Genomic DNA, 25,511 nt, shown 5'->3' with positions numbered 1-25,511 from the left:
TGTACGTCCCCATTCGCGTTAATACTTATCGCTGTAATCAGATGCCCCGGAGGTGTAATTTCTGGATGCATTGTTTTTCCCGTAGGAATTTTTATTGTTGGATGCATTTTTTCCTGCTGTGCGCTTGCTGGTGCTGTTCTGCTCCGTGTTTGCATTCTGGTTACCGTTGGATGTCTGATTGTTTTTTGCCATATCAATTCCTCCTGATTTTTTTGGTTTCGACGTTAGTATTTCCTTTCCGGCGGATTCTATGTATCACATCCCATAAAAATGCTGTTTGTTTTATATTAAGATTTTTTTAATATTTTACTTGCTTTTTTTTATCTGCTATATTATACTTAGTTTTGTAGAAAGGATTCTTTCTACAACCCCTTATTAATTATTTATACTCCCCTCAAAAGACCGATGGCTCCCCCATCGGTCTTTTACTGTCTGTCTTTCTTATTTTTTCTTTATTTCTTCCGGCACCAGCCGGCCACGCCAAGGGCCGTGAACAGAACTGCTTCTGCCGCCGCGGCGGTCATCATTACACAGGGCAGCCACACCGCCTGATTTCCCACATATGCAAAATCTGTATTCAGAGCCGCATAGGTGAAGCTGTTCACCATCCCCACGCCTCCGGCCGGCAGAAGACACCGGATCCAGTTACCCAGATTATTGCCCAGCATCATATAGAAGATCACCGGCAGGACCAGAAATACAAATGCAGTAACACTGGCTGCGGCCACGCTTTTCATCCTTCCCGAGAGGAACAGGGTAAATCCGGCGACGGCCAGCAAAGACACCAGCCCGGCCCCGGCAATCAAAAGCTCCATCTGCCCGACCGTGACCGGCAGGAAGACTGCCACAGATACCAAAAGCTGCAGCGATGTATCCAGCCCCTTAAAGTCAAAGGATGCGTTCAAAAGCGCCAGGAATAAGGTCATGCACACTACATAAAGAACCGCTACGATCAAAAGCCCGGCCAGGATCCTGCTGACCGCAAGACAGGCCTTTCCCTCCCGGGTGCATTTCAGAATCTGATCCGCCTGGGTCTGACGGTCACTGGCAAACACCGGCACCAGAAGAAAGGTTCCGATCATCACCAGCAGAAACACATAGATTCCCACATACTCCAGTGCGTCCGCTGTCACTCCCGGTTCATAGGTAAACGGCATCTTCACCTGGTCATAGAGTGCTTCCGCCTGTCTTACGGCATTGACCGTACGCTCTCCTTCGCCGCCCTCCAGATATAAAAGTTCTCTTAAATGCTGCCTGCATTGTCCGTAAAATCCTTCTGTCTCTTCCTCCGTCAGGGCATCAAGTCCCGGGGCAATGCCGGTCCTGGGATCTGCATACGCCTCGTTCACCCGGTTCAGAAGTCCGTCCACATTGGACACTTTTTCATAGTAATCACTGGCCTCCACACGTTCATCATAAATGCCGTCCGGCAGTCCGCCCTCATACCCGTCTGCAAAATCCTGGTACCGCTTAAGCGCCGCCGTCAAAACTTTCCCCGTGATCTCGCCCTGAAATTCCCCCTGGTTTTCCCGCTCCAGTAAAAGTGCTTCCCGGCCTTCTGCCGTCACCTCCCGTCCGCTGTCATCCCGATAAGTATAAGAAGCAAAGGATGCAGGAAAATAAGCCAGAACCGGCGCCAATACAACAGCAGCCGCCATAAGGATCAGGACTGATCTCGTCTTCAAAAGTCTCTTAAGCTCGGCGCCAAACACCCGCCGCCACATATGATTTCTCCTCCTGACACTGTGCCTCATATCACTGCACCTCCTTTTCCTGCGGGAACAGCCACAGATACAGATCCTCAAGTCTTGGCTCCTTCGCCTCCGACTCCGGCAGTACCGGCCGTTCAGCCAGATAACGGACAGACACCACACCCGCATCTTCATTCCGGATACTTACGATCCGCACTCCCTGCTCATACTTATGAAGGTCGTATTCCGGCACAAAAGCAGACCAGACCTTTCCATTCATTTGCCGGAGAAGCTCCTCTGTCGTCCCTTCCGCTATGATCCTTCCCTCCTTCATGACCGCATTTTGGGAAGCGATATATTCCACATCAGATACAATGTGGGTAGAGATCAGCACAATCCGGTCCGCTGCAAACTCTGACAGCAGATTCCTGAACCGCACCCGCTCTCCCGGATCCAGGCCGCTGGTAGGCTCATCCAGGATCAGCACCTCCGGATCATTGAGAAGCGCCTGGGCAATACCGACTCTTCGCTTCATTCCGCCTGAAAGCTTCACCATCTTTTTCTTCCGCACATCTGCAAGCGAAAACACTTCCAGCAGATGGTCAATCTTTTCTTTTGCCTCCTTTCTGGAAAGCCCCTTCAGTGCGGCCACATAATCCAGATAATCATAGACTGTAAATTCCGGATAAAACCCAAACTCCTGCGGAAGATATCCGAAAACATCCCGGTACCGCCGCCCAAGCACCCCGATCGGGATTCCATCATATTCCACGCTTCCTTTTGTCGGCACAAGAAGTCCTGCCGCCATCCGCATCAGTGTGGTTTTCCCGGCGCCATTGGCTCCAAGAAGCCCCCACACGCCCGGGGTAAGCGTAAGGCTTACTTGATCCACCGCCCGTTTATCCCGAAATTCTTTCGTCAGATTTCTGATACATAACTCCATCCGGCCATCTCCTTTCTTCTAATCTGCTGTATCTGAAACACCCAGAAGCCCGCCGCGACCCCGCACAAAATCCATACATATGCTCCAGACACCTGATAATCCCGAAACTCTTCCGCTCCGCGGCTTAGTATCCTCCACACCAGCGCAAAGGCCGCAAACCCTGCCAGGAGAACCGCTGTACACCTGAACAAAAAGTTCCGTTCTTCCTCTCTTTGCACGAAAAACAAAATGCAGCTCCCCGCCAGAAGAAAAGGCAGGAAAAGATAGGCTGCCAAGGATTCAATCCCTATCGCCCAGAGCCGCCAGGCCGCAAAGGCTGAAAGCCCTCCTACCGTCAGCGCACTCCCGCCGCTGATCAAAAGCTGCGCCAGCCGAAGTCTTGCCGCAGAGCACCCTGCAAGCTCTATCTCCGCCATCTGCCACCTGCGGGCACGGGCCAAAAGCGGAACACAGCTCCAGGCTGAAGCCACTCCTGCACCGCAAAGAAGCAGCGGGATCCGGCGGTACAAGAACATCATAAGATCCAGATCCGCTCCACTCCAGTTCCTGCTAAATCCACAGAAAACCGTCAGGATCCCAAATAAAAGCAGGCACTGCCAGGCCCATACATATCTGCCCGCATAACGGATCTGCCGGACCGTAAATGAAAAGAATCCTATCGGCTTCCTTCGGGCCCCCGCCGTCCGATAAGCTTCCCTGACAAGCGATACCGTCTGCAAAAGATGCCCCTCCTCCGGCAGGACCATCTCTTTCTTCCGGCCTGCCAGGTCTTTCAGCTCTTTTTCCATCCGCCGAAGGCTCCTCTCATTTCCTTTGCCCATATCCGTCACTCCTTCCTTCCAATTCCTGTTTCAACAGCTTCAATGCTCTTCTCAGCCTGGACTGCACCGTCCGGGCCGGCAATCCCGTAATTCCCGCAATCTCCTTGAGCTTCAGCTCCTGAGAAAAACGAAGGACCACGATCTCCCTAAGCTCTTCCGGCAAAAGCGCAACCAGCCTTTTAAAATCTTCCCGGTCCTCCCTCTCCCGTATCCCTTTTTCTTCAACGGGTATCTGCTCCAGCACGGGCTCCCAGCGCCTTTTCCGCCACAGATCCCTGCATACATTTGCCGCCACCTTGTACAAAAAAGCCCGGAAATGCCCTCGGTGCCGGTAATCATCGAAATATCGGAACACTTTCAGGAAGGTCTCCTGCACCGCATCTTCCGCCATAGACCTGTCCGGCAGGCGGAACAGACAGTACCGCAAAATTTCGGCATAATAAAGCCTGACCAGTTCCTCTGCCCCATCTGGATCGCCTTTTTTCAGTTTTTCAAAAATCTCGTCTTCGCGCGTCAACTTACAGGTCCTCCTGTGATGTGCATATGGGCTGTTTCTTTGTTCTTCATTATTTATAACGTTACAAAGATTCAAAAGGATTACAAAAAATAAAAGAGACGCCAGTTTTCACTGACGTCTTCCAAAGAACCTTAAAATAATGACAATGAGGATAACCGGCACCAGAACCGGAGCCAGCAGCGAGAATATCCCTCCGATCACAGCGACCACCAAAACCAGTATCCCGATGATCCCCAGGAGCAGCAGGATCAGCTGCCACCACCCCTTAAATCCAAAGGTATGGATATGCCCGTTTCCCTGCCCCTTCAGATCCCGGTCCTGATACCGGGATCTCTGGCGGCTTTGTTCCGCCTCGTACTGATACCCCCCGCTCTCATTTTGGAACTCCATCCCACTGATGATATTCCGGGCAATAGCCCATGGGTCTCCAAGCTCACCCGTTACCTCTTCTTCGCTCCGCCCCTTTCTTACTTCCTCCCGGATGTAGCTGCTGTAAAAGGCTGTCTGCTCTCTTACCTGGGCTTCGCTCAGATCATTTTCCAAAGCTTTCTTAAGCTTCTCTATAAATTCACTTCCTGTCACAAAGACCTCCTTATACTTCAAAGATCAGATCACCGTAGGACGGCATCGGCCATGCCTCCTTATCCACGATCATCTCCAGCGCATCCACCGGCGCGCGGAGCGCTTCCATAGCAGGAACCACATCCGAATGATAGTATCTGGCCTGATCTCCGCCTTCCGGCATCGCAGCCGCCTGTTCGGTCACCTTCATCAAGGTTTCCAGCGCCCGCTTCGTCTCTGCCAGATATCCGGAGACTTCATTTAAAAGATCGGACTGCACCGATGCGTCCGCACCTGCATCCCGGACGGCGATCACTGTATCCGCAAGGGATTTTGTATATTTAATGAAAGCAGGGACAAACTGCTTGCTTGCCATGTCGATCATGGTACGCGCTTCTATATTGATAGCCTTGGCATAGTTTTCGTACTTAATCTCTTCCCTAGACTCAAGCTCTGCCCGTGTAAAGACTTTAAACTTCTCAAACATGGCAACCGATTTTTCCGTCGTCAGCGCCGGGATAGCCTCTACCATGGAGCTGATATTTGGAAGCCCCCGTCTCTCGGCCTCTTTTACCCATTCTTCCGAATAGCCGTTTCCGTTAAAAATGATTCTTTGATGATCGGTAGCATACTGCTTGATCAGATCATGCACCGCCATCTCGAAATCCTCTGCCTGCTCCAGCACATCGCAGGCTTCTGAAAATGCTTCCGCAATAATGGTATTCAGCACTACGTTAGGCCCGGCCACAGAGTCTCTGGAGCCCACCATACGGAATTCAAATTTATTTCCGGTAAATGCAAACGGTGAAGTACGGTTTCTGTCGGTCGCGTCTTTTGCCAGGTCCGGCAGGGTACGCACACCCGTCTTCAGCTTTCCGCCCTTTAAGCTGTGAGTCGCCTCTCCGGTACTTACCAGCTGCTCGATCACATCTTCCAGCTGATCTCCCAGGAAAATGGAAATGATGGCCGGCGGCGCTTCATTTGCTCCCAGACGATGATCATTTCCCGGGTCAGCCGCAGATTCTCTTAAGAGATCTGCATGCTCATCCACCGCTTTTAAAATACAGGTCAGTACCAGCAAAAACTGAATATTTTCATGCGGTGTTTTCCCCGGATCCAGAAGATTCTTTCCGTCGTCTGTGATCAGGGACCAGTTATCATGCTTGCCAGATCCATTGACTCCCGCAAAAGGCTTTTCGTGCAGAAGGCACTTCAGGCCATGCTGTCCCGCCACTCTCTTTAAGGTCTGCATAACCAGATGGTTGTGGTCTACCGCCACATTTGCCGGCGCATAGATCGGTGCCAGTTCGTGCTGTGCCGGCGCCACTTCATTATGCTGGGTCTTGGAGGTCACTCCCACCTTCCACAGTTCAATGTTCACATCCCGCATAAAGCCTGCGATACGCTGCCGGATCGTTCCGAAATAATGATCGTCCAGCTCCTGGCCTTTCGGCGGCATAGCGCCAAACAGAGTACGACCCGTATAGATCAGGTCCTTCCTCTGCTGGAATTTCTTTGCATCCACCAGAAAATACTCCTGCTCCGGTCCTACCGAAGGCGTTACCTTTTTTGATGTGGTATTTCCAAACAGACGGATCAGCCTAAGCGCCTGGATATTGATCGCCTCCATGGAACGAAGGAGCGGCGTCTTCTGATCCAGCGCTTCTCCGGTGTAAGAACAAAATGCTGTCGGAATACAAAGTGTCGCACCCGCTGCATCTTTACGCACGAAAGCCGGGGACGTGCAATCCCATGCCGTATAGCCTCTGGCCTCAAAGGTAGCGCGAAGTCCTCCGGAAGGGAAGGATGAGGCGTCTGGTTCTCCCTTGATCAGCTCTTTTCCGGAAAAGCTCATCAGCACCTTGCCGCTTGGCATAGGTGCGGAAATAAAAGAATCATGCTTCTCCGCCGTCACTCCTGTCAGCGGCTGGAACCAGTGCGTATAATGGGTGGCTCCCTTTTCGATCGCCCATTCCTTCATCTCGTGAGCGATCACGTCCGCTGTTGCCAGATCCAGCTCTTTTCCTTCTTCGATGGTTTTCTTCAGATCTCTGTATACCTTTTTGGGCAGGCGCTCCTGCATGACAGTGTCATTAAAAACATCCTCGCCAAAGATGTCCGCCACGTTAAATGCTTCACTCATATTCTCGCATTTCCTTTCTTCCTTCTCGTATCATCCTATATCAGAAAAAGGCACTCCAACTTCCGGTTGGAACGCCTTTATTCTCTTTATCTTTCCGCCTTTTACTTAGGCTTTTCCTACAGAACCAAACAGTTCCATTTTTTCTTTTACTTTGTCAATGATTGCCTCTGCGCCCGGTTTGAGAAGCTTACGCGGGTCATAGCCCTTGCCTTCCAGGTCTTTTCCTGCTTCGATATATTTACGTGTAGCTTCTGCAAATACTAACTGGCACTCGGTATTTACATTGATCTTTGCAACGCCAAGATCGATGGCTTTCTTGATCATGTCATCCGGAATGCCTGTACCGCCGTGAAGTACCAGCGGAAGCTTTCCGGTCAGCTTCTGGATCTCATCCAGAGTCTCAAAGCTAAGTCCTGCCCAGTTTGCCGGATATTTTCCATGAATGTTTCCGATACCTGCTGCCAGCATGTCTACACCCAGGTCAGCAATCATCTTACATTCTTCAGGATCTGCGCACTCGCCCTGACCAACAACACCATCTTCTTCGCCGCCGATTGCTCCGACCTCTGCTTCCAGGGACATTCCCTTCTCACGGCAGATTGCGATCAGCTCTTTTGTCTTTGCCACATTCTCCTCGATCGGATAGTGGGAACCGTCGAACATAATGGAAGAAAATCCTGCCTCGATACATTTCATGCATCCATCATAGGTACCGTGATCCAGATGAAGAGCTACCGGAACGGTAATTCCCATCTCTTCGATCATAGCGGACACCATAGCTGATACAGTCTTAAAACCTGTCATATACTTTCCTGCTCCCTCAGAAACACCTAAGATGACCGGGGACTTACACTCTTCTGCAGCCTGAAGGATACATTTTGTCCATTCCAGGTTGTTGATATTAAACTGTCCAACTGCGTAGTGGCCTGCAACTGCTTTTTCAAGCATGTCTTTTGCTGATACTAACATTTTTATTTCCTCCAATTCCTAAAAATTTGCTTTAATTATTATATCTCATAATAAGAAAAATGACAAGGAATTAAGAAATTTTCGCTTTTTTTAGATTTTGAACATACTTTGGTCACATTTCCACTTTATAATAAGCATCAGATAGTTGATATGTTTCGACTATCTCCCCCCTCATAAAGTTTGCATCTGGGGCCATTAGCCCCGGATGCCACACTTTACTCTCACATTTGATTTACAACAGCAGAAGCCATCCGTTTTTTTTACGGACGGCTTCTTTTCTTATCTCTTCTTAATCTATTTTACGTCTGTACATCCCAGGCACTTACATCCGCATTATCTGTGACATAATGCACACTCCGGCAGCCCCCTGTTCCAGAACTGTCCGGATCTGCTCCGCGTCCAGCCGGATGCCGCCGATCCCATATACCGGAAGCTCCGTCTGTTCACAGATCTCTTTCAGAAAGGAAAGCCCCCGGGGTGCAAGCCCTTTTTTGCAGTCGGTGGCAAAGATGTGTCCCGCTGTCAGATAGGCTGCACCCAGCTTCTCCGCCCTCCTTACATCCTCCGCGGAATGAACGGATACGCCCGTTTTCAGACCGCTGTTCTCTCCCGCCTCTGCGAATTTCCACAAAGGAAGATGTACACTGGGAAGCCCCAGCCGCTTTGCCGCCTCCGGATAAAAATGAAGGATCAGCGGCACCTGATTTCTGTCACAGATCTTCTGTACCTTCCCGGCCAGTTCAAGATAGGCCCCTTCCGGCAGATCCTTTTCCCGCAAAAGGAAAGCCCTCGGATGAAAGCTTACGATCCGTTCTACCTGAGCGAGATAGGGAAGACGGCTTACATGGCGGTTGGAAACAGCTATGATTTTCTTAAAATCTATCTCTTCATACATGGGCCGCTCCTCCGCTTTTATTTCTCACTTACTCCCTGAAGCGGTGAAGAAGCGCTGGCTCCCCGGTCAATAACCCGGCCCATGCCGGCCAGATATGCTCTTCTTCCCGCCTCAATGGCGCTCTTAAAGGCCGCCGCCATCGCCGGGATGTCTCCCGCCGTGGCAATCGCCGTATTCGCCATGACTGCCGCCGCTCCCATCTCCATAGCCTCGCAGGCCTGAGAAGGCTTTCCGATACCAGCATCCACAATGATAGGAAGATCGATCTCATCGATCAGGATCTGGATAAAATCTTTCGTGCAGATCCCTTTGTTGGATCCGATCGGCGCGCCAAGGGGCATGATGCAGGCAGCTCCCGCATCCCGAAGCGCCTTTGCCACATTCAGATCCGGATACATATAGGGCATAACGACAAACCCTTCCTTTGCCAGGATTTCCGTGGCCTTCACTGTGGCGTAATTGTCCGGCAGCAGATACTTCGCATCCGGTATCACTTCCACTTTTACAAAATCACTGCCGCAGAGCTCTCTGGAAAGTCTGGCCGTCCGCACCGCCTCCTCTGCTGTCTTGGACCCCGACGTATTCGGAAGAAGCGTGATCCCTTCCGGGATATAGTCCAGGATATTATCCCCGTACTGGCTCGCCCGGCGAAGAGCCATGGTAATGATCTGGGCTCCCGCATTTTCCACTGCAGCCTTTATCAGCTCATATGAATATTTCCCGGAACCCAGGATAAAACGGGAGTGAAATTCGTGTCCTCCCAAAACCAGTGTATCATTTGCAAAATCTGTCATATTTCATCTACTCCTTTTCTATGATCAGCTGCGTGATCAGGTTCGCCTCGTGTCCGGCACAGATCATCACCCGGGGCGCCATCAGCCCCAGGCCCGCCCTCGAATCACTGACCTCATCCCCGCAGAGATAAAAATGCTTTGTTATTTTCCTTGTCTGTATGGCATTGCTGTTCCCATAGCCCGCCATTCCAGAGGCGCTGACGATCGTTTTCCCGGGGCAGCGCTCCAGGATCCCGTTCACCAGCATAGCCTTACATTCCGGGACGTCAAAGGCCTCGCAGACGATTTCATCCTCCCTGAAAAGCTCTTCTAAATTATCCTCCGTCACGCGCACACAATCCGTCCGGATTTCCAGATAAGGATTGATTTCTAAAAGTTCTTCCTTTAACGCCTCTGTCTTATACATCCCGATATGGCGCATCAGGTACTGCTGCCGGTTCAGATTCGAGATATCCACCCGGTCAAAATCAATCAGATGAAGATGGCCGACTCCGATCCTGGCCAGAGAAAATGCCACGTTCGATCCCAGGCCCCCAAGTCCGGCCACCGCCACTTTTCCCTGCTCCAGCCGGTCCTGCATCTGATTGGTATGTCTTTCCCGAAGCGCCTCCTGTATCTCTTCTCTTGTCAGCCTCATCCCTTTAGCCTCCTCCAACAAAACTTACCACTTCCAGCACGTCCCCGTCCTTAAGGCGCATCTTCCCGTACTGACTTCCCGGAATGATCTCCCCGTTGAGCTCCACTGCAATACGCGCTCTTAAGTAGCCTTCCTGCTCCAGGAAATTCGATAGCAGAAGCTCTGCGTCAAGCGGCTTTTCCTGTCCATTGACTCTGATCATATATCCTCCTTTCCAGATAGAGTAAAAAAAGAGTTCACAAAGAAATACACCCGCGGTGGTGCACCCCTTCATGAACTCTCGTCCACTCTATGTTTCCAATATAAATTTGTGTAATCAACATTGATAATTATAACTACGATACTGCCGAATGTCAAGATGGGGCATTCCCTGCTTCCTCTTTCTGAATCTTTATCCGGATTTTAGCCAGAAAACCTCCATATCCGCTCTGGCCGACCTCAACCTCTCCTCCATGAGCATCTACAATCTGACGGACGATCAAAAGCCCCAGGCCATGGCGCTGACCTGTCACATTTTCATCGCAGAGCATATAATGAGGCGTCTCATTTAACCTCTTTAACTCCTCCCTGGAAATGCCGACTCCGTCATCTTCCACCCGAATCTGACAGACATCTTCCATATGTTCTACTGTTACATAGATCGTACAGCCCGAAGGATTGTGGTTGACACTATTTTGGATCAGATTCCCGACTGCCCGTTTCAAAAGTCCCGGATCCGCCTGGATCATACACACACCCACATCCTCCTCTGTCATCCAGCAGATGGGATAGGCGTCCTCCGGTTCGGTATTCATATAATCCACCACGATCTGGCGAATCAATGCGACGGCATTGACCCGCTCCATATGCAGCGGCTGCATGTCATATTCCAGCTTAGATGCCAGGTTCAGGTCATTGATCAGATTTTTGATCCGCTGTCCCTGACGGCAGATCACCTCTGCCTTCCGGTGCTCTTCTTCGCTTAGATTCTCGCTGCCTGTGAGCTGTCCGGCATACCCAAGCACCATGGAAAGGGGTGTGCGGATGTCATGGGACACTCCGGCGATCCAGTTGGCCCTTGCCGTCTCTTTCTTCTTCAGCCTGTACTCCTTTTCTCTTAAAATCTCTGACGTTCGGTTCACACTTCCGGCAATATCCGCCAGCAGGCCTTTTTTCTTCAGACAGACTTCTTTTCCCATAGACAGATTCTGGATCCCGTCCATAATAGGCCCTACTGACCTTAAGATCTTCATATCCGTGAGCACATAAATCAAAATGATCACGCCCACATTGATTAAGATTGCGATCCCTGCATAAGGGACCGCTTTCGAGATCAGCTGATAATCCCAGGCTGGATACAGGTGTTTCCAGTAGCTGTCCTTTGCACATCCCAGAACCAGCAGCCCATTCTCATCTTCTGCCGGGAACGTAGGATAATCCGCGATATATCCTCGGGTCAGCTGCGCTACAGCCGTAAGACTATAAGTCTTTGGAACTTCAGCCGGCAGGTTTTCTGTCTGCCATACCACTGTTCCGGATGGATCCAGCAGAACCGCCCAGTCTCCTTCCTCCTTTAGCCTCTCCTGTACATCTGTTCTCAGATGATATCCGCTTCCATCCTTTGTCAGTGCATCCGCAGTCTCCTGCGCCAATGAATATGGTCCTCCATTTCCATGCACATCCCACAGCGTAAACATCAGGATCAAGATATTCACGACCGGGAGAAGCACCATGACTCCCAAAAGCCCCAGCACCATCCTGCGAAGCAGCTTCAACGCATTTTTCATCTTTATCTTCCCTCCACCAGAAGCTTATATCCCAGTCCCTTCACAGTCAGAAGTGATTTGGGATGAGAAGGCTCTGCCTCGATCTTTTCCCGTATCCTCCGGATATGAGCCATCAGCGAATTTTCATAGCCAAAAGGATTGTCTCCCCATGCCGCTTCACACAATGCGTCAATGGTCACGATCCGTCCGGCATTCCGGTAAAGTGCCGACAGCAACGCAAACTCCTTGGCAGTCAGAGGAATGGTCTGGCTGCCGCGCCTTACCTCTGCCCTGGAAAAATCAACAATACTGTCTGCCAGCTTCACCTGCGGCTCTTCATTTTTATAGCTTCTCCTAAGAATCGCCCCGATCCTTAAAATCAGTTCCCGGGGCAGGAAGGGCTTGACCATGTAGTCATCCGCTCCCAGTCCCAGGCCCCGGAATTTATCTTCATCCTCTCCGCAGGCTGTCAAAAACAGCACCGGAAAATCCCCCATCTGCTTCAGTTTTTCAAATAATTCAAAGCCGCTTCCATCCGGCAGCATCACGTCCAGCACTGCCAGTTCCGGTGAAAAAACCGCTGCCTTTTCCATAGCTTCCTTCATACAAGAAGCCGTGCAGAGGTTCTGATATCCTTCTTCTTTTAAAATAGAGCATACCATATCCAAAAGCTCCTGCTCATCATCGACCAGAAGGATCCTCTTTTCCTTCAGATAATCTCTGTCCATTTCCATTCCTCCTCATTACGATTCCCCCGCAGGGCGGGCCGGCCCACCGGCCCGGATCGCACCCGTGCGATCATTATACCACGTGCGCAGGGAAGGAAGCGGTTGCGCAAGCAAACATTTGCTTCCCAAGCCGTGGATTGCCGATATAATCCCTGCAAAGCAGGGCGGGCCGGCCCGCCGGCCCGGATCGCACCCGTGCGATCATTATATCACGCGCGCAGGGAAGGAAACAGCCCGGCGCCGAAAATGTAAGGTAATTGTAAGGCAACGGAAATGCTGGCGTAAGGTAACCGCAGTATGATGAATCCATCAAAACAAAGGTGGTATCCATCATGTATATGATCGAGACAAAAAATCTTACAAAAATATATGGAAATTTTGCTGCTGTCCAGCGTTTGAATCTTCATGTACGAAAGGGCAGCATCTATGGATTCCTTGGCCCCAACGGAGCCGGGAAATCCACGACCATGAAAATGTTTCTGGGCCTTGCCCGGCCCACCGCAGGAGCCTTTACGATTGCCGGCATGGAATATCCAAAAGACCGGATGGAAATTCTTAGAAGGACCGGATCACTCATCGAGGAGCCAGCGTTCTACGGAAATCTGAGCGGAAGGGAAAACCTGGACATCATCCGCAAAATCCTGGATCTTCCAAAAGATTCTGTGGAGGATGCCCTTTCTCTTACCGGGCTTTCCCATGCGGCCGACCGCCCTGCCAGGAAATATTCTTTAGGCATGAAGCAGCGCCTGGGTCTTGCCGGCGCTCTGATCGGGAGACCAAAGCTTTTGATCCTGGATGAGCCTACCAACGGACTGGATCCAGCCGGGATACATGAAATCCGTACACTGATCCGCTCCCTTCCGGAAAAGTTTGGCTGTACGGTGCTGGTCTCCTCCCATCTTCTGCCAGAGATCGAACTCATGGCAGATGACATCGGTATCCTGAATCATGGACGGCTGCTGTTTGAAGGAAGTTTGGAAGAGCTTCGTCAGGATGCCGCCCTGAGAGGCTTTCCCACTGACAATCTGGAAGAAACATTCCTGGCGCTGATTGATGAAGACAATCTGAGACGAAGGGGGCTGGCATAATGCTTTCCATAGAATTTCGCAAACTGAAATCCACAGGTTTTCTGCCCTCCATAGTGATCGGAGGCATCCTGGCCGCACTGATTCCCATCCTCAATACTGCGGCCCGTCCGGACACCTTTACCAGCCAGACAGGTCCGGTACTCTCTATCCTCCTTACGGCCAATGCCCAGATGATCCTGCTGCTCCATCTGATTTTGGTGATATGCGGAGCCTGCACGATGTTTCACACCGAATATGCAGGCCGTGCCTTGAATCATATGCTGGCTCTGCCTCTGCGAGCCGAAGGACTGTATTTCAAAAAGGCAATTATCCTGATCCTTTGCTTTCTGTTGCTCCTTACATTAGAAGCTGCCGGACTGAGTTTTTGTGCCTCCCGCTGGTTTGGGCTTTCGGAAGACTTTTTCCCGGAGCTTATCAGGTACCTTGGAAGCATTGCACTTTTAAGCCTGCCCACGATCCTTTTCATGCTGCTGATCGCTTTGCTTAACGAAAACATGTGGGTATCCCTGGGAATCGGCATCACCTTTCTGTCTATGGCAACAGTCCTGACAGATGGCCCGTTTGCACTAAAGCTAGTGCCTTTCCTGACTCCCTTCGCCGGACTTGAAGAAACCTGCACAGTCCTTGCTGCAGGGGATACCTTCTCCGGCGATCTGAAGAACCTTCTTCTTTGCGCTGTGGCAGAGACTATCATTCTAATCATCGCAGCCATACCGGCTGCCAGAACACGGAGGTATACATTATGAGATATCTGACACTGACCCTTACAGAATTCCGGAAGCTCCGGCACTCCAGGATCTTACTTCTCCTGCTTCTGCCTCTTGTCATACTCTGGCTTCCCAATGTTGTCAACGCCGACATGAGCCTTACTCCTGTCATGGAGGGTATCACACCGGAGCATAACTTTCTGATCCAGTCTTTCATGGGCTTTGCCTGGTTTATCTATCCCGCCTGCATGATCGTCTGCACCGTTCTCCTGCAGCAACTGGAGCGCGGACACAAAGGCATCTTAAAAATGCTGGCACTGCCGCTTTCCCCTTCTGCTTTGGCCCTCTGCAAATGGATCGTACTCCTTGCACTGGCGTTTTTCCAGTGCGCACTGATGACCGGACTCTATTTTATCTGCGCCACGGTTGTTTCCCAGTCCTTAAATGTCTCTCTGATGGCAGATACATCCACCGTCCTTATGCTGGCCGGAGATATTTTTCTATCGTCCCTGCCTATGCTGGCTGTTTACTGGATGCTCAGCGTCTGCCTGCAGACTCCGGTATTTTCTATTGCCGCAGGGCTTGCCTCCATGGTACCGACTGTATTGATGATCAACGTAAAGATCTGGTACCTGTACCCGCCCTGCTATCCTTTTTATATCGTAACCCGGAAATACGGCGAATTTTGCAGCGGCTCCCCTGCGGAATGGGACCTTTTCCCCTGGATCCCCGCTGCTGTCATCATCACTGTCATCTGCCTCATTATATCCTGCCTTCGTTTCGGGCAGGCAGAAAGGAGATAATTTTATGAAAGAAAAACTATGTACTCTGATTGCCGCGGTCTTCGTATTTCTTCCCTGGACCATCTTTCCTCTGCGGACCTTTGACTGGGCCTTAGAACTGCCGGCTGCCAGGATCATCATTATCGCCTATGCTCTTTTTATGATTCTCTCCGGTGTGTGTTCTATCCTTGTCTACATCCGCTGGAAGGTCAAAAACCCGGTTATGACAATCTGCACAGCCATCAATGGCATTTATGCTGCCTTTGGGGCAGCGGCCCTCTATCTGACTGCTGTTTCCGTCTAAACATCTTACAGACCAGGAGCCGACTTGGACTTTTATGTGCGGCTCCTGTACTGAGACGGCGTGCACCGGTAAATCTCCCGAAAGGATTTTGCAAAATAACTCATCTCCCCAAATCCGCACTGGGCGGCGATATCCGAAACCTTTCTTGAGGTAGTCTCCAGAAGCTCGGCCGCTCTCTGAAGGCGGTAGGTCTTCAGGTATGCAATGGGAGATGTATCCAGGATCTTCCGAAAGCACCGCAGGCACTCACTCTCACTGATGGACGCGCTGTCCGCAATATCCCGCACCGACAGCTCCTCCCCGAAATGGCGTTTGATAAAGGTCAGCATCTGCTTTGTCCGTTCATTATATCTTCTGTATTTCTCCGCATTTTCCATCAGCATCTGCGGCCTTCCGTCCCCGATCAGTAGAAGGAGCCTGGTCAGATTTTCCCGCACCTGGCTTTCATATCCGTATTCTTCATTCCTGCAGCTTAGCCAGGACGCCTCGATCAGATCTCTCCTGGCACTCTGCAGGTCCTGATCAAGCCTCAGGGATTCTATCTCCGGATGCTCCAGCACCGGGCGCACATATTTTTCCCAGAAAATACTGTTTTCTTCCGTTCCGACAAGCCTGGGATGAAATGCCAGGATACGGACCTTGCACGGCCCTGCCTGGCAGCTTTTCATCTCATGCAGCATCCCGCTGTTGATAAAAAAACCGTCGCCCTTCTGTAATTTCCATTCCTGCTTTGGCGTATGGAGCATGACCATTCCTTCCATGACAATGCCGGTCTCCATCTCCTCGTGCCAGTGCCAGGGAATCGATTTTTTCTCCAGATCATCAAAATAGCATCCCACCAGAAATCCTGAAGAGAAATGCTGCAGATCTTCATGACCATGCTCATCAACGATGGTATCTCCCTCGATTATCATGTTTTTCTCCTTCCTGACGATATTGTCATATTATTTGGCTGAATTTTGCTATTTATCCACTTTGTTTGCTGATATAATCATACTAAACGCAGGAGACATTTACAAGACCTCTCCAAAAATCAACACTCTTGGAGGATCAAAAAATGAATAAGATCACAAAACGTCAGCTCATCATACTTACCCTGGGCGGATTTTTAAGCTATCTGCTTTTCGGCATCTATGACAGTATGCGCGGAGCCACACTTTCCTCGCTCCTTGGTGACCTTCAGCTCAATTATGCCTCCGGCGGGACCATCGTTATGGGACAGTATGCCGGATATTTCGCCGCCACCTTGCTGGTCGGCATCCTGGCAGACCGGATCGGCCCTAAATTTACATTGGTACTGGCCGCATTTAGTCTTGTGTTTGGAGTCGGCGGGTATTCCGCTTCTTCCGGACTGCTCCCTTTGATCGCATTTATCTTTTTTATCGGGATCGGCCTGGGATCTCTGGAGCTTGGAGGCTGCAATATCATCACCCCTCTCTACCAGGAGAAAAAGGGCCGTTACTTAAATATCCTTGCTGCAATCGCCGGATGCGGCGCATTTGTTACCCCTATGATCGCCGGGCTGTTTCTGGACCAGGGGATATCCTGGAGAGTGATCTACCGCATTTTTTTGTTCATTGCGGTTCCGGTCGCTATTTATTTCGTTCTTCTGAAAAATCCCCCGGATTCCAGAAACGCCGGCATCACCCCAGAGGAAGAAAAGACGGCGCCTGCCGTTTCCGGACGCTTCCGCCGCCTGGCGACATGGACGATGAATTTTTCGAACTTCGCTTATATGGCAGCCGAGATCGGAACTGCCAGCTGGCTGGTGGATTTCTACCAGAACGTGAAGCATTTCTCCGTAATAGAAAGCTCCACCAGCCTTTCCCTTTTTTACATCGGTATTACCCTGGGACGCCTTGGCGGCAGCCTTTTCGTAGACCGCCTTGGACATATGCGCAGTGTGCTTTTTGCATCTGTAGGTGCGGCCTTCTGCATCATCGCCGGCGTATTCGGGCCGGATGCCTTTGCCATCCTTGCATCTATCACGGGCTTTTGCTACTCTATCATCTTTCCGACTTCAACCGCTATCATTTCGGAAATCTCAGAGGGGCATCCCGGGCGGACTCTGGGCATCTTCCTGGCCTTCGGAGGGCTGGGCGGTATGTTCGGCCCCTGGATCGTCGGGATCGCAAGCGATCTTTTAGGCCTGGAACTTGGTATGGCGCTGAATTGCATTTTTTGTGCAGCGATTTTTATTTCCGTATTTATCGTAAAAACCAATACATCTTCGCAAAGGACGGAGGCCTTATAAAAGCCTCCGTCCTTCTCTCTTTTCAATCCTGCCCTGTTATGTGGAATAAATGCCGTCCACAGTAATCCTCCTGAAAAACCTTGTCATTCCAAGTTCCACCGTCTCTTCAAATTTCTGCGGAATCCGGGAAATGAACACCTCTCCGATCTCATTTGGAAAACTGTGAAAGTTTTCTTTTCTTAAACGGGCTGCTTCTTCCAAATCAACAAACCTTGCTGACACTTCAAAAACAGATCCGCCTCAGGTATGGCATATTCTTGGTATGATCAAAATATCCTTGCGGTGGTTTTCTTCCATATATTGCCTTAAACGGTCATTTAGTCTGAATTTCATATCTCATTTCTCCTTCCATGCTGCTTACTGTTTTTTCTGTATTATAAGCCGTATCGTCACAGGTTTCTGTGATAACATCACCAAAGATTTATTAGGATACATCACCAAAGATTGCGCTTGTTTTTGTCCATATATAGAGTTACAATATTTTTATGATACAAAAGAGGGGGATGGCTGATTCTGGTGCCCGGAATCGGTCGGGTAGATGAATATGTCTGAATTTGAAGAACACAGGAAAAAAGCCCTGGAACACCAGAACCGCCAGGGACATTCTAAAGTATCTATCAACAGTGATCAGAGCTTCTTCATATTGTTATTTGAACTTATTATCTTCGGCATCCTGCTTGCGGCTCTGACTTCACTTATTTTTCCATCCACAGATAAAAAGCAGACAAATGCGGCAGAAGCTGTAACATCGAAGGCGACTGACGTTACCTGGACTGCCGCCGGCGATGTTGTTTTCCACGGACCGATCATGAACTCAGAGGCTTATTATGATCCTCAGACGGACACTTACGACTATACGCCAATTTTTGATTACTGCAGCCCTCTGCTTAGTGACTCTGATGTCTCAACCGTCACGCTGGAGACATCTCTGGCTGGCGAGGAGGCAGGCTACAGCGGATATCCTATGTTCCGCGCGCCCGATGCACTGGCTGACTCTCTGGCAGGCTGCGGCATCGATATGGTCAACCTGGCCAGCAACCATCTCCTGGACGGCGGAGATGAAGGCCTTTTGCGTACCATGGATGTTCTGACCGAGAAAAAGCTCTCTTACCTTGGAACGCAGCCGGAAGAGTCTCAGAAAAACTATGATATCGTCGATGTCAACGGCATGAAAATCGGTGTGATCAGCTATGTCTACGAGACCACCGAAGACAATGAAGAAGCCTCCATTAACGCTCTTCCGGTATCAGACGAGATGGCACCTCTTATTAATTCTTTTGACTACAATGATCTGGACACCTTTTACGGAGAAATGGAGGACGCCTTAGCCGGCATGAAGGAAGATGGCGCACAATATACCATCGCCTATATGCATTGGGGCACAGAATATCAGACTCAGCAGTCCGAGGAGCAGGAGGAGATCGCCGGCGAGCTCTGCGACCTGGGTGTAGATGCCCTGATCGGAAGTCACCCGCATGTGATCCAGCCGGTCGATGTGCTGACTTCCTCTGACGGAGAACATCAGATGCTCTGCGCCTATGCCATTGGAAACTTCCTTTCCAATCAGCAGATCGAATACATGCAGGATGAGCTTCCCACAGGCGAAACGGAAGACAGCTATCTGTTATCACTTTCCCTTTCCAGCGATGATAAAGGAAAGGTCAGCCTCACCGATGTCACCTTCACACCGATGTGGACCCACCGCTATGCAGGCGAAAACGGCGCCACCTTTGTCGTCCTTCCGGTTGACAACACCGAACGGCTGGAGGAACAGACAGGGATAACAGGCATCAAAGAACAGGCCGATGAATCTGCCGCCAGAACACAGGCTATCATCGGTGACGGAGTAGAAAAAGTCAAGGCTTCTCTGCCTTTAAAATCCGCCCTGTAGATACAGGGCGGATGCTTAAAAAATTCTGGCCATTTCGGCTCTCAGTATTTCCACAAATAAATCAAATAGTATATTTACCCAGGCAACTGGGAGGGACAGCTTTCCATTCTATGAAAAATAGAAAGCAGCCATCCTACTCTCTGGTAAAGGTTAGGACGACTACTCTTCGTGGTTTAACATTTTGCCCGGAACGGATAGGCTTCATCTATCTATCCCGGTTGTCTTGTTAAGTATATTATACCAAGCCGAAGGATAAAGTCAATAAACTTTAGTCAAGGACATATTGTTAGATCTGTCCAATCATATCATTAACATCCAAGAAAAATGTATTGCTATTGTATATACATTTATGTATAATAAAGAAAAAGTTATGTATGAAAAGGAGCGTTGTCATTATGGCAAAGTCAGCGAATTTATATGTAAGAATAGAGCCAGAAATCAAAGAACAGGCTGAAAAAATTCTATCTACATTGGGTATACCGGCTTCCAACGCTATCAATATGTTTTATAAGCAGATTATCTTACAGAGAGGACTTCCCTTTGAAGTGAAAATTCCAGAAAGAACGCCCATAGACATAAATACGCTTGGAACAGAAGGCCTTCATGTAGAACTGGAAAAAGGGTATGTAGATATGAAAGCGGGACGAACCAAAGATGCCCAAAATGTTTTTGCTGATATTCGGAAAGATTATGGCTTATGATTTTTAAAGTAGTAATATCATCACAGGCCGAAAAGGATTTGCGAGGAATATTTGAATATATCGCTTTTGAGCTTTTATCGCCAGAAAATGCGACAGGGCAACTGGAACGGCTGGAAAAGCAGATATTGCATCTGAAAAAATACCAAAAATCCCTTTTCCCCCCGGATAGTGTCTCCCCGCAAACCCCGGTATCTCAGGATCCAAATCTACCGGAAACATTGTTCTAACAAGCCATTGATGATCATATTCAAAAGAAAAATTCTCCTTTCCCCTTATAAATGTAATATATAGCAAACCCAGAAGTATCGGTTCATCAAAGCTGAAGTCATCATATACATAAATGATTTTCTGATTCGCAGCCATTATTTTCTCCTTCCACTTGCTCTTTTTCTGGTCATCAGATTCATATCCTGGAGTTTTCTTCCCATTTCATCATCTTTCGCGACCAACAACAGATCCTTGTCCATATTATTCAACGCATGAAGTACTGCCGCATATATTCCCATTGCACATGCAGGATTACCGGATTCTACTTTCCAGAGAGAAGCCCGGCTGATTCCTGCCCTCTCTGCCACAAGCTCAGCCGACAAATTGCGTCGTAACCTGGCAAGTTTAATCTGCTCCCCCATTGTTTTCAGCACTTCTTCTGTTGACGGTAATATATTGTACGCAGCTTTTTTCATATCCATTCACTTTCTATTTTTTCAAATAACATTGGTGCTTTTATGTTTTTTATTATAAACAAATATATGATTTAAGTCAATATTAATAAACATTATTCTCCTTTCGGAGAATATTTAGAAGACTCGTGCTTTGATTCGTCGCAGGCACAAAAAACTCTGAGAGTCATGAACCTCTCAGAGTTTTTTATCGCCGTTTTATATTTTTATGCGACCGGTTAAGGAAACCCTGTACATCTTCTATTTCTCCTCATCCAGTTTTTTCACCAGGCTGATCACTCTTCCCGCACTCATTCGAATCTTGTTTTCCGACAAGCGTCCCTCTTCCAATGCCCGGCGTATATCTACGTCATCGTTCATATTTCCCGGCATGATCACATCATTTCCCGCCGCAGCACACTGCCAGGGAATCGTTCCGTCTTCCGGAACTGTGGTGTTCCAGTCAGACATGATCAGTCCCTGGAATCCCCACTCTTCTCTTGCTACCGTCGTACATAGCTCGTAATTTGCAGCTGCATGTACTCCATTTACGAGATTGTAAGAAGTCATTATGGCCAGTGGACTGCTTTTCTTTACCGCGATTTCAAATCCTCTCAGATAGATTTCCCGGAGTGCTTTTTCCGATACCCGCGAATCCACACCCATCCGGTTATCTTCCTGATTGTTGCAGGCGAAATGTTTGATCGTGACTGCGCATCCTGACATGCTCTGGACTCCATCTGTAACTGCGGCGGCAACCAGCCCCGACACCAACGGATCCTCGGAATAGTACTCGAAATTTCTGCCGCACAGAGGATTCCGGTGAATATTCAATCCCGGCGCCAGCCAGAGATCTACATAATATTCCCGCATTTCTTCCGCAACAGCCCGCCCGAATTCCTCGATCAATTCCAGATTCCAGGTCTGGGCCAGCGCCGTTCCTACCGGAAACGCTGTGCAGAACTGATAATAGGTATCCGCATCTTCATGGTACTCCATGGGTTCCAGAAAACCGTTTTCCAGCGTCCCCAGCACGCCCACGCCATACACGGTATCGGTTTTGCGATCAACCTGATAACACTGCCGTAGTCTTAAGCCTGCCGGACCGTCTGCCATAATCAACGAACGGATTCCCGCAGACTTCTCCAACTCCTCCGATGTCTCGCCCGCAGAACCTGGGACGCGGGTTCCTGCAGATCCCAACGTACTTGTTCCTTTTGTAACATTGCCATACAACAGCGGGATCAGATCCTCCGTCCGGTAAGTTTCATCCGCCAAAGCACATTCTTGTTGTGTAATCACCTCTTTTACCGGAAGAAATCCGTACTCCGGGAGGTTCAACTGTTTTCCAACTCTTGTCCATTGTTCTGCCCTCGCTTTCAGGCTCTCTGGAGGCAGTAATTCTCCATAATCCGTCTCTTTTTCACCGATAGGATACGTTTTACAAAGCATAGCCTCTTTCTCAACAACAAGGAACGCCTGCTGCTTCCTATCTGCGGAACTTTTTCCCGTCCATATGCCATAATATCCTGCCTCTACAATCCACCCCTGCGCCTTCTTAGAAAATACCGCCAGCTGGCTTTGATCTACCTCTACCGTAAGCTCCTGACACTCTCCGGGGGCCAGCACATCTGTTTTCGCGAATCCGGCCAGTCTCTGATATTCTCTTGCCTCCCCGTTCTGAGGAAGGGTGATGTAGATCTGGACTATTTCTTTTCCTGGATAATTCATTCCTGTATTCTTTATTCTTACCTTGGCTCTGATCTTTCCATCTGATATTTCAATATCCAGAAACTCCGTATCAAACTCTGTATAAGAAAGTCCATATCCAAAAGGAAATAATGGTTCTACCTCAAAGCTGTCAAAATACCGGTATCCGACATAAATACCTTCTTTATATTCTTCTTTTTCCAGATCTCCATTCAGATAACTGTATGAATCCGAATACGGATAATCGGAGTAACGTCTGGCCCAGGTGGACGTCAGTCTGCCAGACGGACTGACCTTGCCAAACAGAATATCCGCTACTGCATGTCCGGCTTCCTGCCCGGGCTGTGAAACATTCAAGACTGCCTTAATGCATACTGCTTCCTCCAGAATATCTGTGATTTCCACCGGACCGCCCGCATTAATAATCAAAACCGTCGGAATATGACATCTGTTCAGGAACAGCAGGTCTTCCTTTTCCTTCCCGCTAAGGTAATAGTCGCCTTCCTGAAGTCTTCTGTCCTTTCCCTCTCCCGCAATCCTGCTGACCACATAGATCGCAGCAGACGCTCCGGACAGGTCGCTCTCCAAAATATCTCTGCCCTCCGGCATCATAAAGGGATGTGAAGCGTAAGCATCAAAATGATTTTCCACATGTCTGGCTGCTTCAAGAATCACTTCTTTCCATGTGTTTCTGGCATCACTGTAACGCTTCTGATAATCCTCAATCCATGATGTACTCGTAATGGTCGCCCCTGCTTCCATAAGCCCTTCATATATGGATACCGTCTTTCTGTTGTTCACATCTCCGGAGCCGATACCTCCCTTTATAGTCTTTCCCGCACCGCCGCCGAACAGGGCAATCGGATCCGAGATCCGAAGGGGCAGAATTCCTTCGTTTTTCAGTAAAACGCAGCCTTCTGCCGCTGCCCTTCGCGCTAGTTTTCCATGTTCGATTTCCTTAGAGGACGGCGTATCTGTCAGCCTTCCACTGTGTTTCCATTGCTGTATCATCGTTTTCTCCTTTTCTGACAATTACATACGAAAACCGTCATAGGTGAATCTGTACACGCGCAGATTCTTCTATGACGGTATTTCTTATTCTTTTACACCACCCAGTGTAATTCCTGCAATGATGTATTTTGACAGGAACAGATATACGATAATGATCGGGACGATAGCCACCATGATCATGGTATATATCTTACCCATATCAAAATTCATGTAGTCTGCTCCTCGTAATGTGGCGATCAGGATAGGAACTGTCATTTTGTCCTTCGACTGAATTACCAGTGCCGGAACAAAGTAATTATTCCATGCTCCCACGAATGTGAAAATTGCCTGCACCGCAATTGCCGGTTTCATAATCGGCAATACAATCCGGTTAAATGTCATGAATTCACCGGAGCCGTCAATCCTGGCAGCTTCTACCAGTGACAGAGGCAGTGAGGACTGCAGATAGCTGTACATGAAATAGAACACTGCAGGAGATGCGATGGACGGGATGATCAACGGAAGAAGAGAATCATACATTCCCATATTGGTGATCAATCTCAGGAATCCCATCGCCGTTACCTGTGTCGGCATTACAAGAATTGCCATAATAAATGTAAATGCAATTTTCTTACCCTTAAAATTATACGCATATAATCCATAAGCTGTCAATGAAGAAAAGTATGTACACAGTGCAGCCGTACTGATAGAAACGATCAGACTGTTAACTATACCTTTAAACATCGGAAAGCTTCCGTCATTCGCTACATTCTTCAGATTTTCCAGCAGATAACCGCCCGGAAGTGCGGAAAATCCTTTTTGCAGATCCGCATGGGAGCGTGTAGCATTAATAATCAGAATGTAAAAGAAAAACAGGCATAAGAATGATAACAATATCAATACCAGATATGCCACGATTGTTCTCAAACGAGGCGTTTTTTGAGATTTCATTACCGAACTCCCCCTTTCTTTGCCTGTTTTTTCGCTGCCTTTCTTGCAGCCTTTTTCGCCGCTTCCTCCTCATTTCCGTTAGTCATTCTATAAACAAAGAAACACAGGATACCGCTGACGATGAACAGATATACAGATAATGCTCCCGCCATTCCATAGTTCTTGCTCTTCAGATGACTGTTCAGGAACATAATCAGAGTCATTGAAGTACGGTCCGGATTACCTTGTCCGTTTGTCAGAATCTGCGGCACATCGAACATCTGTAATCCACCGATAATGGATGTGATCAGCGTATACGCCAGGATCGGACGAATCAGAGGAAGTGTAATATAAAAGAATCTCTTAATTCCGGTACATCCATCTAACTCACAGGCTTCAAATACATCCGGGCTGATACCCATGATAGCAGCCATCAGCATAATGGTTGTATTTCCAAACCACATCAGAAAATTCATCAATCCGATCAATGATCTGGTTCCAAATACAGTTCCCATGAAATCAATCGGTTTTTCAATCAGGTCAGCTGATGTCAGAATGGAATTAATCGGTCCATTTGTAGAAAAAAGCGCGAAAAACAACATTGCAAATGCTGATGCCATGATCAGATTTGGCAAATAGATTACAACCTTAAAAAACTGCTTGCCTCGGATCTTCATCCTTATATCGGTAAACCAGTTTGCCAGCAACAGCGCTATAACAATCTGAGGAATGAACCCAATCACCCATAAAATGATGGTATTTCCTGTATAATCAAGCATATCCGACTGAAGAAGACTGACATAATTCTCCATTCCGATAAAATTCGGTCCTATTTCTTTAATTCCCGAACGGTAATATTCGAAAAAACTATAACGCACCGTATCAACCAGCGGAATCAGAGAGAAAATGAAATAACAGAGGAAAAACGGTATGATAAATACGTATCCCCATTTCGCGTAACTGACGCTTTTTGATTTCTTTTTCATAAACTACTGTTCCTTTCTATTCGTCAGCTGCCGTATGAGGTCTCTTCATACGGCAGCCGTTTCAA

General features: G+C 48.8%; 28 protein-coding genes. 7 read left to right on the top strand and 21 right to left on the bottom strand.

Annotated elements, in window-relative coordinates; all coding sequences use genetic code 11:
- Positions 1 to 18: 18 nt before the first annotated feature.
- The 14 genes from BKD12_RS16975 to BKD12_RS11800 form a co-directional block, all read right to left on the bottom strand.
- Positions 19 to 192: a hypothetical protein gene (locus BKD12_RS16975; RefSeq protein WP_176730959.1), complete on the bottom strand. Its 174-nt coding sequence runs from the start codon at positions 190 to 192 to the stop codon at positions 19 to 21.
- A gap of 260 nt (positions 193 to 452) precedes the next feature.
- Positions 453 to 1,724 (bottom strand): ABC transporter permease, encoded by a 1,272-nt coding sequence (locus BKD12_RS11860; RefSeq protein WP_070089553.1) that lies wholly within the window; start codon positions 1,722 to 1,724, stop codon positions 453 to 455.
- A gap of 31 nt (positions 1,725 to 1,755) precedes the next feature.
- Entirely contained in the window at positions 1,756 to 2,634 is an 879-nt protein-coding gene (locus BKD12_RS11855; RefSeq protein ID WP_070089552.1) for an ABC transporter ATP-binding protein, read from the bottom strand.
- A complete protein-coding gene (locus BKD12_RS11850; RefSeq protein WP_070089551.1) occupies positions 2,610 to 3,455 on the bottom strand; it encodes a hypothetical protein in 846 nt (281 codons plus the stop codon). Before BKD12_RS11850 ends, BKD12_RS11855 begins: the two co-directional genes overlap by 25 nt.
- Positions 3,439 to 3,972 (bottom strand): RNA polymerase sigma factor, encoded by a 534-nt coding sequence (locus tag BKD12_RS11845; RefSeq protein ID WP_070089550.1) that lies wholly within the window; start codon positions 3,970 to 3,972, stop codon positions 3,439 to 3,441. Before BKD12_RS11845 ends, BKD12_RS11850 begins: the two co-directional genes overlap by 17 nt.
- Positions 3,973 to 4,080: 108 nt before the next feature.
- Positions 4,081 to 4,554 (bottom strand): DUF1700 domain-containing protein, encoded by a 474-nt coding sequence (locus BKD12_RS11840; protein WP_070089558.1) that lies wholly within the window; start codon positions 4,552 to 4,554, stop codon positions 4,081 to 4,083.
- 10 nt (positions 4,555 to 4,564) lie between these two features.
- Positions 4,565 to 6,676 (bottom strand): glutamine synthetase III family protein, encoded by a 2,112-nt coding sequence (locus BKD12_RS11835; RefSeq protein WP_070089549.1) that lies wholly within the window; start codon positions 6,674 to 6,676, stop codon positions 4,565 to 4,567.
- 105 nt (positions 6,677 to 6,781) lie between these two features.
- Positions 6,782 to 7,645, bottom strand: a complete 864-nt coding sequence (fba, locus tag BKD12_RS11830) for a class II fructose-1,6-bisphosphate aldolase (RefSeq protein WP_070089548.1) — start codon at positions 7,643 to 7,645, stop codon at positions 6,782 to 6,784.
- Between the two features lie 322 nt (positions 7,646 to 7,967).
- The gene (locus BKD12_RS11825) at positions 7,968 to 8,540 is read right to left on the bottom strand and encodes a thiamine phosphate synthase (protein ID WP_070089547.1); all 573 of its coding nucleotides are present in this window, start codon (positions 8,538 to 8,540) and stop codon (positions 7,968 to 7,970) included.
- Positions 8,541 to 8,557: 17 nt separating this feature from the next.
- Positions 8,558 to 9,334 carry a thiazole synthase gene (locus tag BKD12_RS11820; RefSeq protein ID WP_070089546.1) on the bottom strand — a complete coding sequence of 259 codons (777 nt, stop codon included), beginning with the start codon at positions 9,332 to 9,334 and terminating at the stop codon, positions 8,558 to 8,560.
- Positions 9,335 to 9,341: 7 nt separating this feature from the next.
- The gene (gene thiF / locus BKD12_RS11815; RefSeq protein ID WP_094078755.1) at positions 9,342 to 9,971 is read right to left on the bottom strand and encodes a sulfur carrier protein ThiS adenylyltransferase ThiF; all 630 of its coding nucleotides are present in this window, start codon (positions 9,969 to 9,971) and stop codon (positions 9,342 to 9,344) included.
- A 4-nt stretch (positions 9,972 to 9,975) separates the two neighbouring features.
- A complete protein-coding gene (gene thiS, locus BKD12_RS11810) occupies positions 9,976 to 10,173 on the bottom strand; it encodes a sulfur carrier protein ThiS (protein ID WP_070089545.1) in 198 nt (65 codons plus the stop codon).
- Between the two features lie 151 nt (positions 10,174 to 10,324).
- Positions 10,325 to 11,737 carry a sensor histidine kinase gene (locus BKD12_RS11805; RefSeq protein ID WP_070089544.1) on the bottom strand — a complete coding sequence of 471 codons (1,413 nt, stop codon included), beginning with the start codon at positions 11,735 to 11,737 and terminating at the stop codon, positions 10,325 to 10,327.
- 2 nt (positions 11,738 to 11,739) lie between these two features.
- The gene (locus BKD12_RS11800; protein ID WP_070089543.1) at positions 11,740 to 12,444 is read right to left on the bottom strand and encodes a response regulator transcription factor; all 705 of its coding nucleotides are present in this window, start codon (positions 12,442 to 12,444) and stop codon (positions 11,740 to 11,742) included.
- Positions 12,445 to 12,773: 329 nt separating this feature from the next.
- Between BKD12_RS11800 and BKD12_RS11795 the strand changes: the two genes are divergently transcribed.
- The 4 genes from BKD12_RS11795 to BKD12_RS11780 are packed head-to-tail and all read left to right on the top strand — an operon-like array spanning position 12,774 to position 15,325.
- A complete protein-coding gene (locus tag BKD12_RS11795) occupies positions 12,774 to 13,532 on the top strand; it encodes an ABC transporter ATP-binding protein (RefSeq protein ID WP_176730960.1) in 759 nt (252 codons plus the stop codon).
- Positions 13,532 to 14,278, top strand: a complete 747-nt coding sequence (locus BKD12_RS11790) for an ABC transporter permease (RefSeq protein ID WP_070089541.1) — start codon at positions 13,532 to 13,534, stop codon at positions 14,276 to 14,278. The genes BKD12_RS11795 and BKD12_RS11790 overlap by 1 nt, the downstream gene beginning before the upstream one ends.
- Positions 14,275 to 15,042: an ABC transporter permease gene (locus BKD12_RS11785; protein ID WP_070089540.1), complete on the top strand. Its 768-nt coding sequence runs from the start codon at positions 14,275 to 14,277 to the stop codon at positions 15,040 to 15,042. Before BKD12_RS11790 ends, BKD12_RS11785 begins: the two co-directional genes overlap by 4 nt.
- Before the next feature lie 4 nt (positions 15,043 to 15,046).
- A complete protein-coding gene (locus BKD12_RS11780) occupies positions 15,047 to 15,325 on the top strand; it encodes a hypothetical protein (protein WP_070089539.1) in 279 nt (92 codons plus the stop codon).
- Positions 15,326 to 15,357: 32 nt separating this feature from the next.
- On the opposite strand, the gene BKD12_RS11775 is transcribed toward BKD12_RS11780, so the two are convergent.
- On the bottom strand, positions 15,358 to 16,239 hold the full coding sequence (locus tag BKD12_RS11775; RefSeq protein ID WP_070089538.1) for an AraC family transcriptional regulator: 882 nt from the start codon (positions 16,237 to 16,239) through the stop codon (positions 15,358 to 15,360).
- Positions 16,240 to 16,382: 143 nt separating this feature from the next.
- Between BKD12_RS11775 and BKD12_RS11770 the strand changes: the two genes are divergently transcribed.
- The gene (locus BKD12_RS11770) at positions 16,383 to 17,579 is read left to right on the top strand and encodes an MFS transporter (protein ID WP_070089537.1); all 1,197 of its coding nucleotides are present in this window, start codon (positions 16,383 to 16,385) and stop codon (positions 17,577 to 17,579) included.
- 36 nt (positions 17,580 to 17,615) lie between these two features.
- On the opposite strand, the gene BKD12_RS11765 is transcribed toward BKD12_RS11770, so the two are convergent.
- Positions 17,616 to 17,801: a hypothetical protein gene (locus BKD12_RS11765; protein WP_070089536.1), complete on the bottom strand. Its 186-nt coding sequence runs from the start codon at positions 17,799 to 17,801 to the stop codon at positions 17,616 to 17,618.
- A 316-nt stretch (positions 17,802 to 18,117) separates the two neighbouring features.
- Between BKD12_RS11765 and BKD12_RS11760 the strand changes: the two genes are divergently transcribed.
- Together BKD12_RS11760 and BKD12_RS11755 are read left to right on the top strand one after the other, a co-directional pair.
- The gene (locus tag BKD12_RS11760; RefSeq protein WP_070089535.1) at positions 18,118 to 19,470 is read left to right on the top strand and encodes a CapA family protein; all 1,353 of its coding nucleotides are present in this window, start codon (positions 18,118 to 18,120) and stop codon (positions 19,468 to 19,470) included.
- Positions 19,471 to 19,862: 392 nt separating this feature from the next.
- Positions 19,863 to 20,171 carry a type II toxin-antitoxin system RelB/DinJ family antitoxin gene (locus BKD12_RS11755; protein WP_094078756.1) on the top strand — a complete coding sequence of 103 codons (309 nt, stop codon included), beginning with the start codon at positions 19,863 to 19,865 and terminating at the stop codon, positions 20,169 to 20,171.
- A 3-nt stretch (positions 20,172 to 20,174) separates the two neighbouring features.
- Here the strand turns inward: BKD12_RS11755 and BKD12_RS17630 are convergent, their stop codons facing one another.
- The 5 genes from BKD12_RS17630 to BKD12_RS11730 all read right to left on the bottom strand — a co-directional run bounded on the left by BKD12_RS17630 (position 20,175) and on the right by BKD12_RS11730 (position 25,446).
- Positions 20,175 to 20,534, bottom strand: a complete 360-nt coding sequence (locus tag BKD12_RS17630; RefSeq protein WP_070089533.1) for a hypothetical protein — start codon at positions 20,532 to 20,534, stop codon at positions 20,175 to 20,177.
- The gene (locus tag BKD12_RS11745; protein ID WP_070089532.1) at positions 20,534 to 20,854 is read right to left on the bottom strand and encodes a helix-turn-helix domain-containing protein; all 321 of its coding nucleotides are present in this window, start codon (positions 20,852 to 20,854) and stop codon (positions 20,534 to 20,536) included. The genes BKD12_RS17630 and BKD12_RS11745 overlap by 1 nt, the downstream gene beginning before the upstream one ends.
- 237 nt (positions 20,855 to 21,091) lie before the next feature.
- Positions 21,092 to 23,551, bottom strand: coding sequence for a glycoside hydrolase family 3 protein (locus BKD12_RS11740; protein WP_070089531.1), 2,460 nt, complete (start codon positions 23,549 to 23,551; stop codon positions 21,092 to 21,094).
- Between the two features lie 84 nt (positions 23,552 to 23,635).
- A complete protein-coding gene (locus tag BKD12_RS11735; protein WP_070089530.1) occupies positions 23,636 to 24,481 on the bottom strand; it encodes a carbohydrate ABC transporter permease in 846 nt (281 codons plus the stop codon).
- Complete coding sequence (locus BKD12_RS11730; RefSeq protein WP_070089529.1) at positions 24,481 to 25,446, bottom strand: carbohydrate ABC transporter permease; 966 nt, start codon at positions 25,444 to 25,446, stop codon at positions 24,481 to 24,483. Before BKD12_RS11730 ends, BKD12_RS11735 begins: the two co-directional genes overlap by 1 nt.
- Between the last annotated feature and the right edge of the window lie 65 nt (positions 25,447 to 25,511).

Source organism: Merdimonas faecis (genome assembly GCF_001754075.1).
In the GTDB taxonomy this organism is placed as follows: Bacteria; Bacillota; Clostridia; order Lachnospirales; family Lachnospiraceae; genus Merdimonas; species Merdimonas faecis.
This window is presented reverse-complemented; position numbering and strand designations above follow the sequence as displayed.

Coding starts and splice junctions, on each gene's coding strand:
- BKD12_RS11760 (WP_070089535.1), top strand. CDS start 18,118: ATGAATATGTCTGAATTTGAAGAACACAGGAAAAAAGCCCTGGAACAC.
- BKD12_RS11805 (WP_070089544.1), bottom strand. CDS start 11,737: ATGAAAAATGCGTTGAAGCTGCTTCGCAGGATGGTGCTGGGGCTTTTG.
- BKD12_RS11740 (WP_070089531.1), bottom strand. CDS start 23,551: ATGATACAGCAATGGAAACACAGTGGAAGGCTGACAGATACGCCGTCC.
- BKD12_RS11850 (WP_070089551.1), bottom strand. CDS start 3,455: ATGGGCAAAGGAAATGAGAGGAGCCTTCGGCGGATGGAAAAAGAGCTG.
- BKD12_RS11825 (WP_070089547.1), bottom strand. CDS start 8,540: ATGTATGAAGAGATAGATTTTAAGAAAATCATAGCTGTTTCCAACCGC.
- BKD12_RS11735 (WP_070089530.1), bottom strand. CDS start 24,481: ATGAAATCTCAAAAAACGCCTCGTTTGAGAACAATCGTGGCATATCTG.
- thiS (WP_070089545.1), bottom strand. CDS start 10,173: ATGATCAGAGTCAATGGACAGGAAAAGCCGCTTGACGCAGAGCTTCTG.
- BKD12_RS11745 (WP_070089532.1), bottom strand. CDS start 20,854: ATGAAAAAAGCTGCGTACAATATATTACCGTCAACAGAAGAAGTGCTG.
- BKD12_RS11780 (WP_070089539.1), top strand. CDS start 15,047: ATGAAAGAAAAACTATGTACTCTGATTGCCGCGGTCTTCGTATTTCTT.
- BKD12_RS11855 (WP_070089552.1), bottom strand. CDS start 2,634: ATGGAGTTATGTATCAGAAATCTGACGAAAGAATTTCGGGATAAACGG.
- BKD12_RS11775 (WP_070089538.1), bottom strand. CDS start 16,239: ATGATAATCGAGGGAGATACCATCGTTGATGAGCATGGTCATGAAGAT.
- BKD12_RS11835 (WP_070089549.1), bottom strand. CDS start 6,676: ATGAGTGAAGCATTTAACGTGGCGGACATCTTTGGCGAGGATGTTTTT.
- BKD12_RS11790 (WP_070089541.1), top strand. CDS start 13,532: ATGCTTTCCATAGAATTTCGCAAACTGAAATCCACAGGTTTTCTGCCC.
- BKD12_RS16975 (WP_176730959.1), bottom strand. CDS start 192: ATGGCAAAAAACAATCAGACATCCAACGGTAACCAGAATGCAAACACG.
- BKD12_RS17630 (WP_070089533.1), bottom strand. CDS start 20,534: ATGGCTGCGAATCAGAAAATCATTTATGTATATGATGACTTCAGCTTT.
- BKD12_RS11730 (WP_070089529.1), bottom strand. CDS start 25,446: ATGAAAAAGAAATCAAAAAGCGTCAGTTACGCGAAATGGGGATACGTA.
- fba (WP_070089548.1), bottom strand. CDS start 7,645: ATGTTAGTATCAGCAAAAGACATGCTTGAAAAAGCAGTTGCAGGCCAC.
- thiF (WP_094078755.1), bottom strand. CDS start 9,971: ATGAGGCTGACAAGAGAAGAGATACAGGAGGCGCTTCGGGAAAGACAT.
- BKD12_RS11770 (WP_070089537.1), top strand. CDS start 16,383: ATGAATAAGATCACAAAACGTCAGCTCATCATACTTACCCTGGGCGGA.
- BKD12_RS11785 (WP_070089540.1), top strand. CDS start 14,275: ATGAGATATCTGACACTGACCCTTACAGAATTCCGGAAGCTCCGGCAC.
- BKD12_RS11800 (WP_070089543.1), bottom strand. CDS start 12,444: ATGGACAGAGATTATCTGAAGGAAAAGAGGATCCTTCTGGTCGATGAT.
- BKD12_RS11820 (WP_070089546.1), bottom strand. CDS start 9,334: ATGACAGATTTTGCAAATGATACACTGGTTTTGGGAGGACACGAATTT.
- BKD12_RS11860 (WP_070089553.1), bottom strand. CDS start 1,724: ATGTGGCGGCGGGTGTTTGGCGCCGAGCTTAAGAGACTTTTGAAGACG.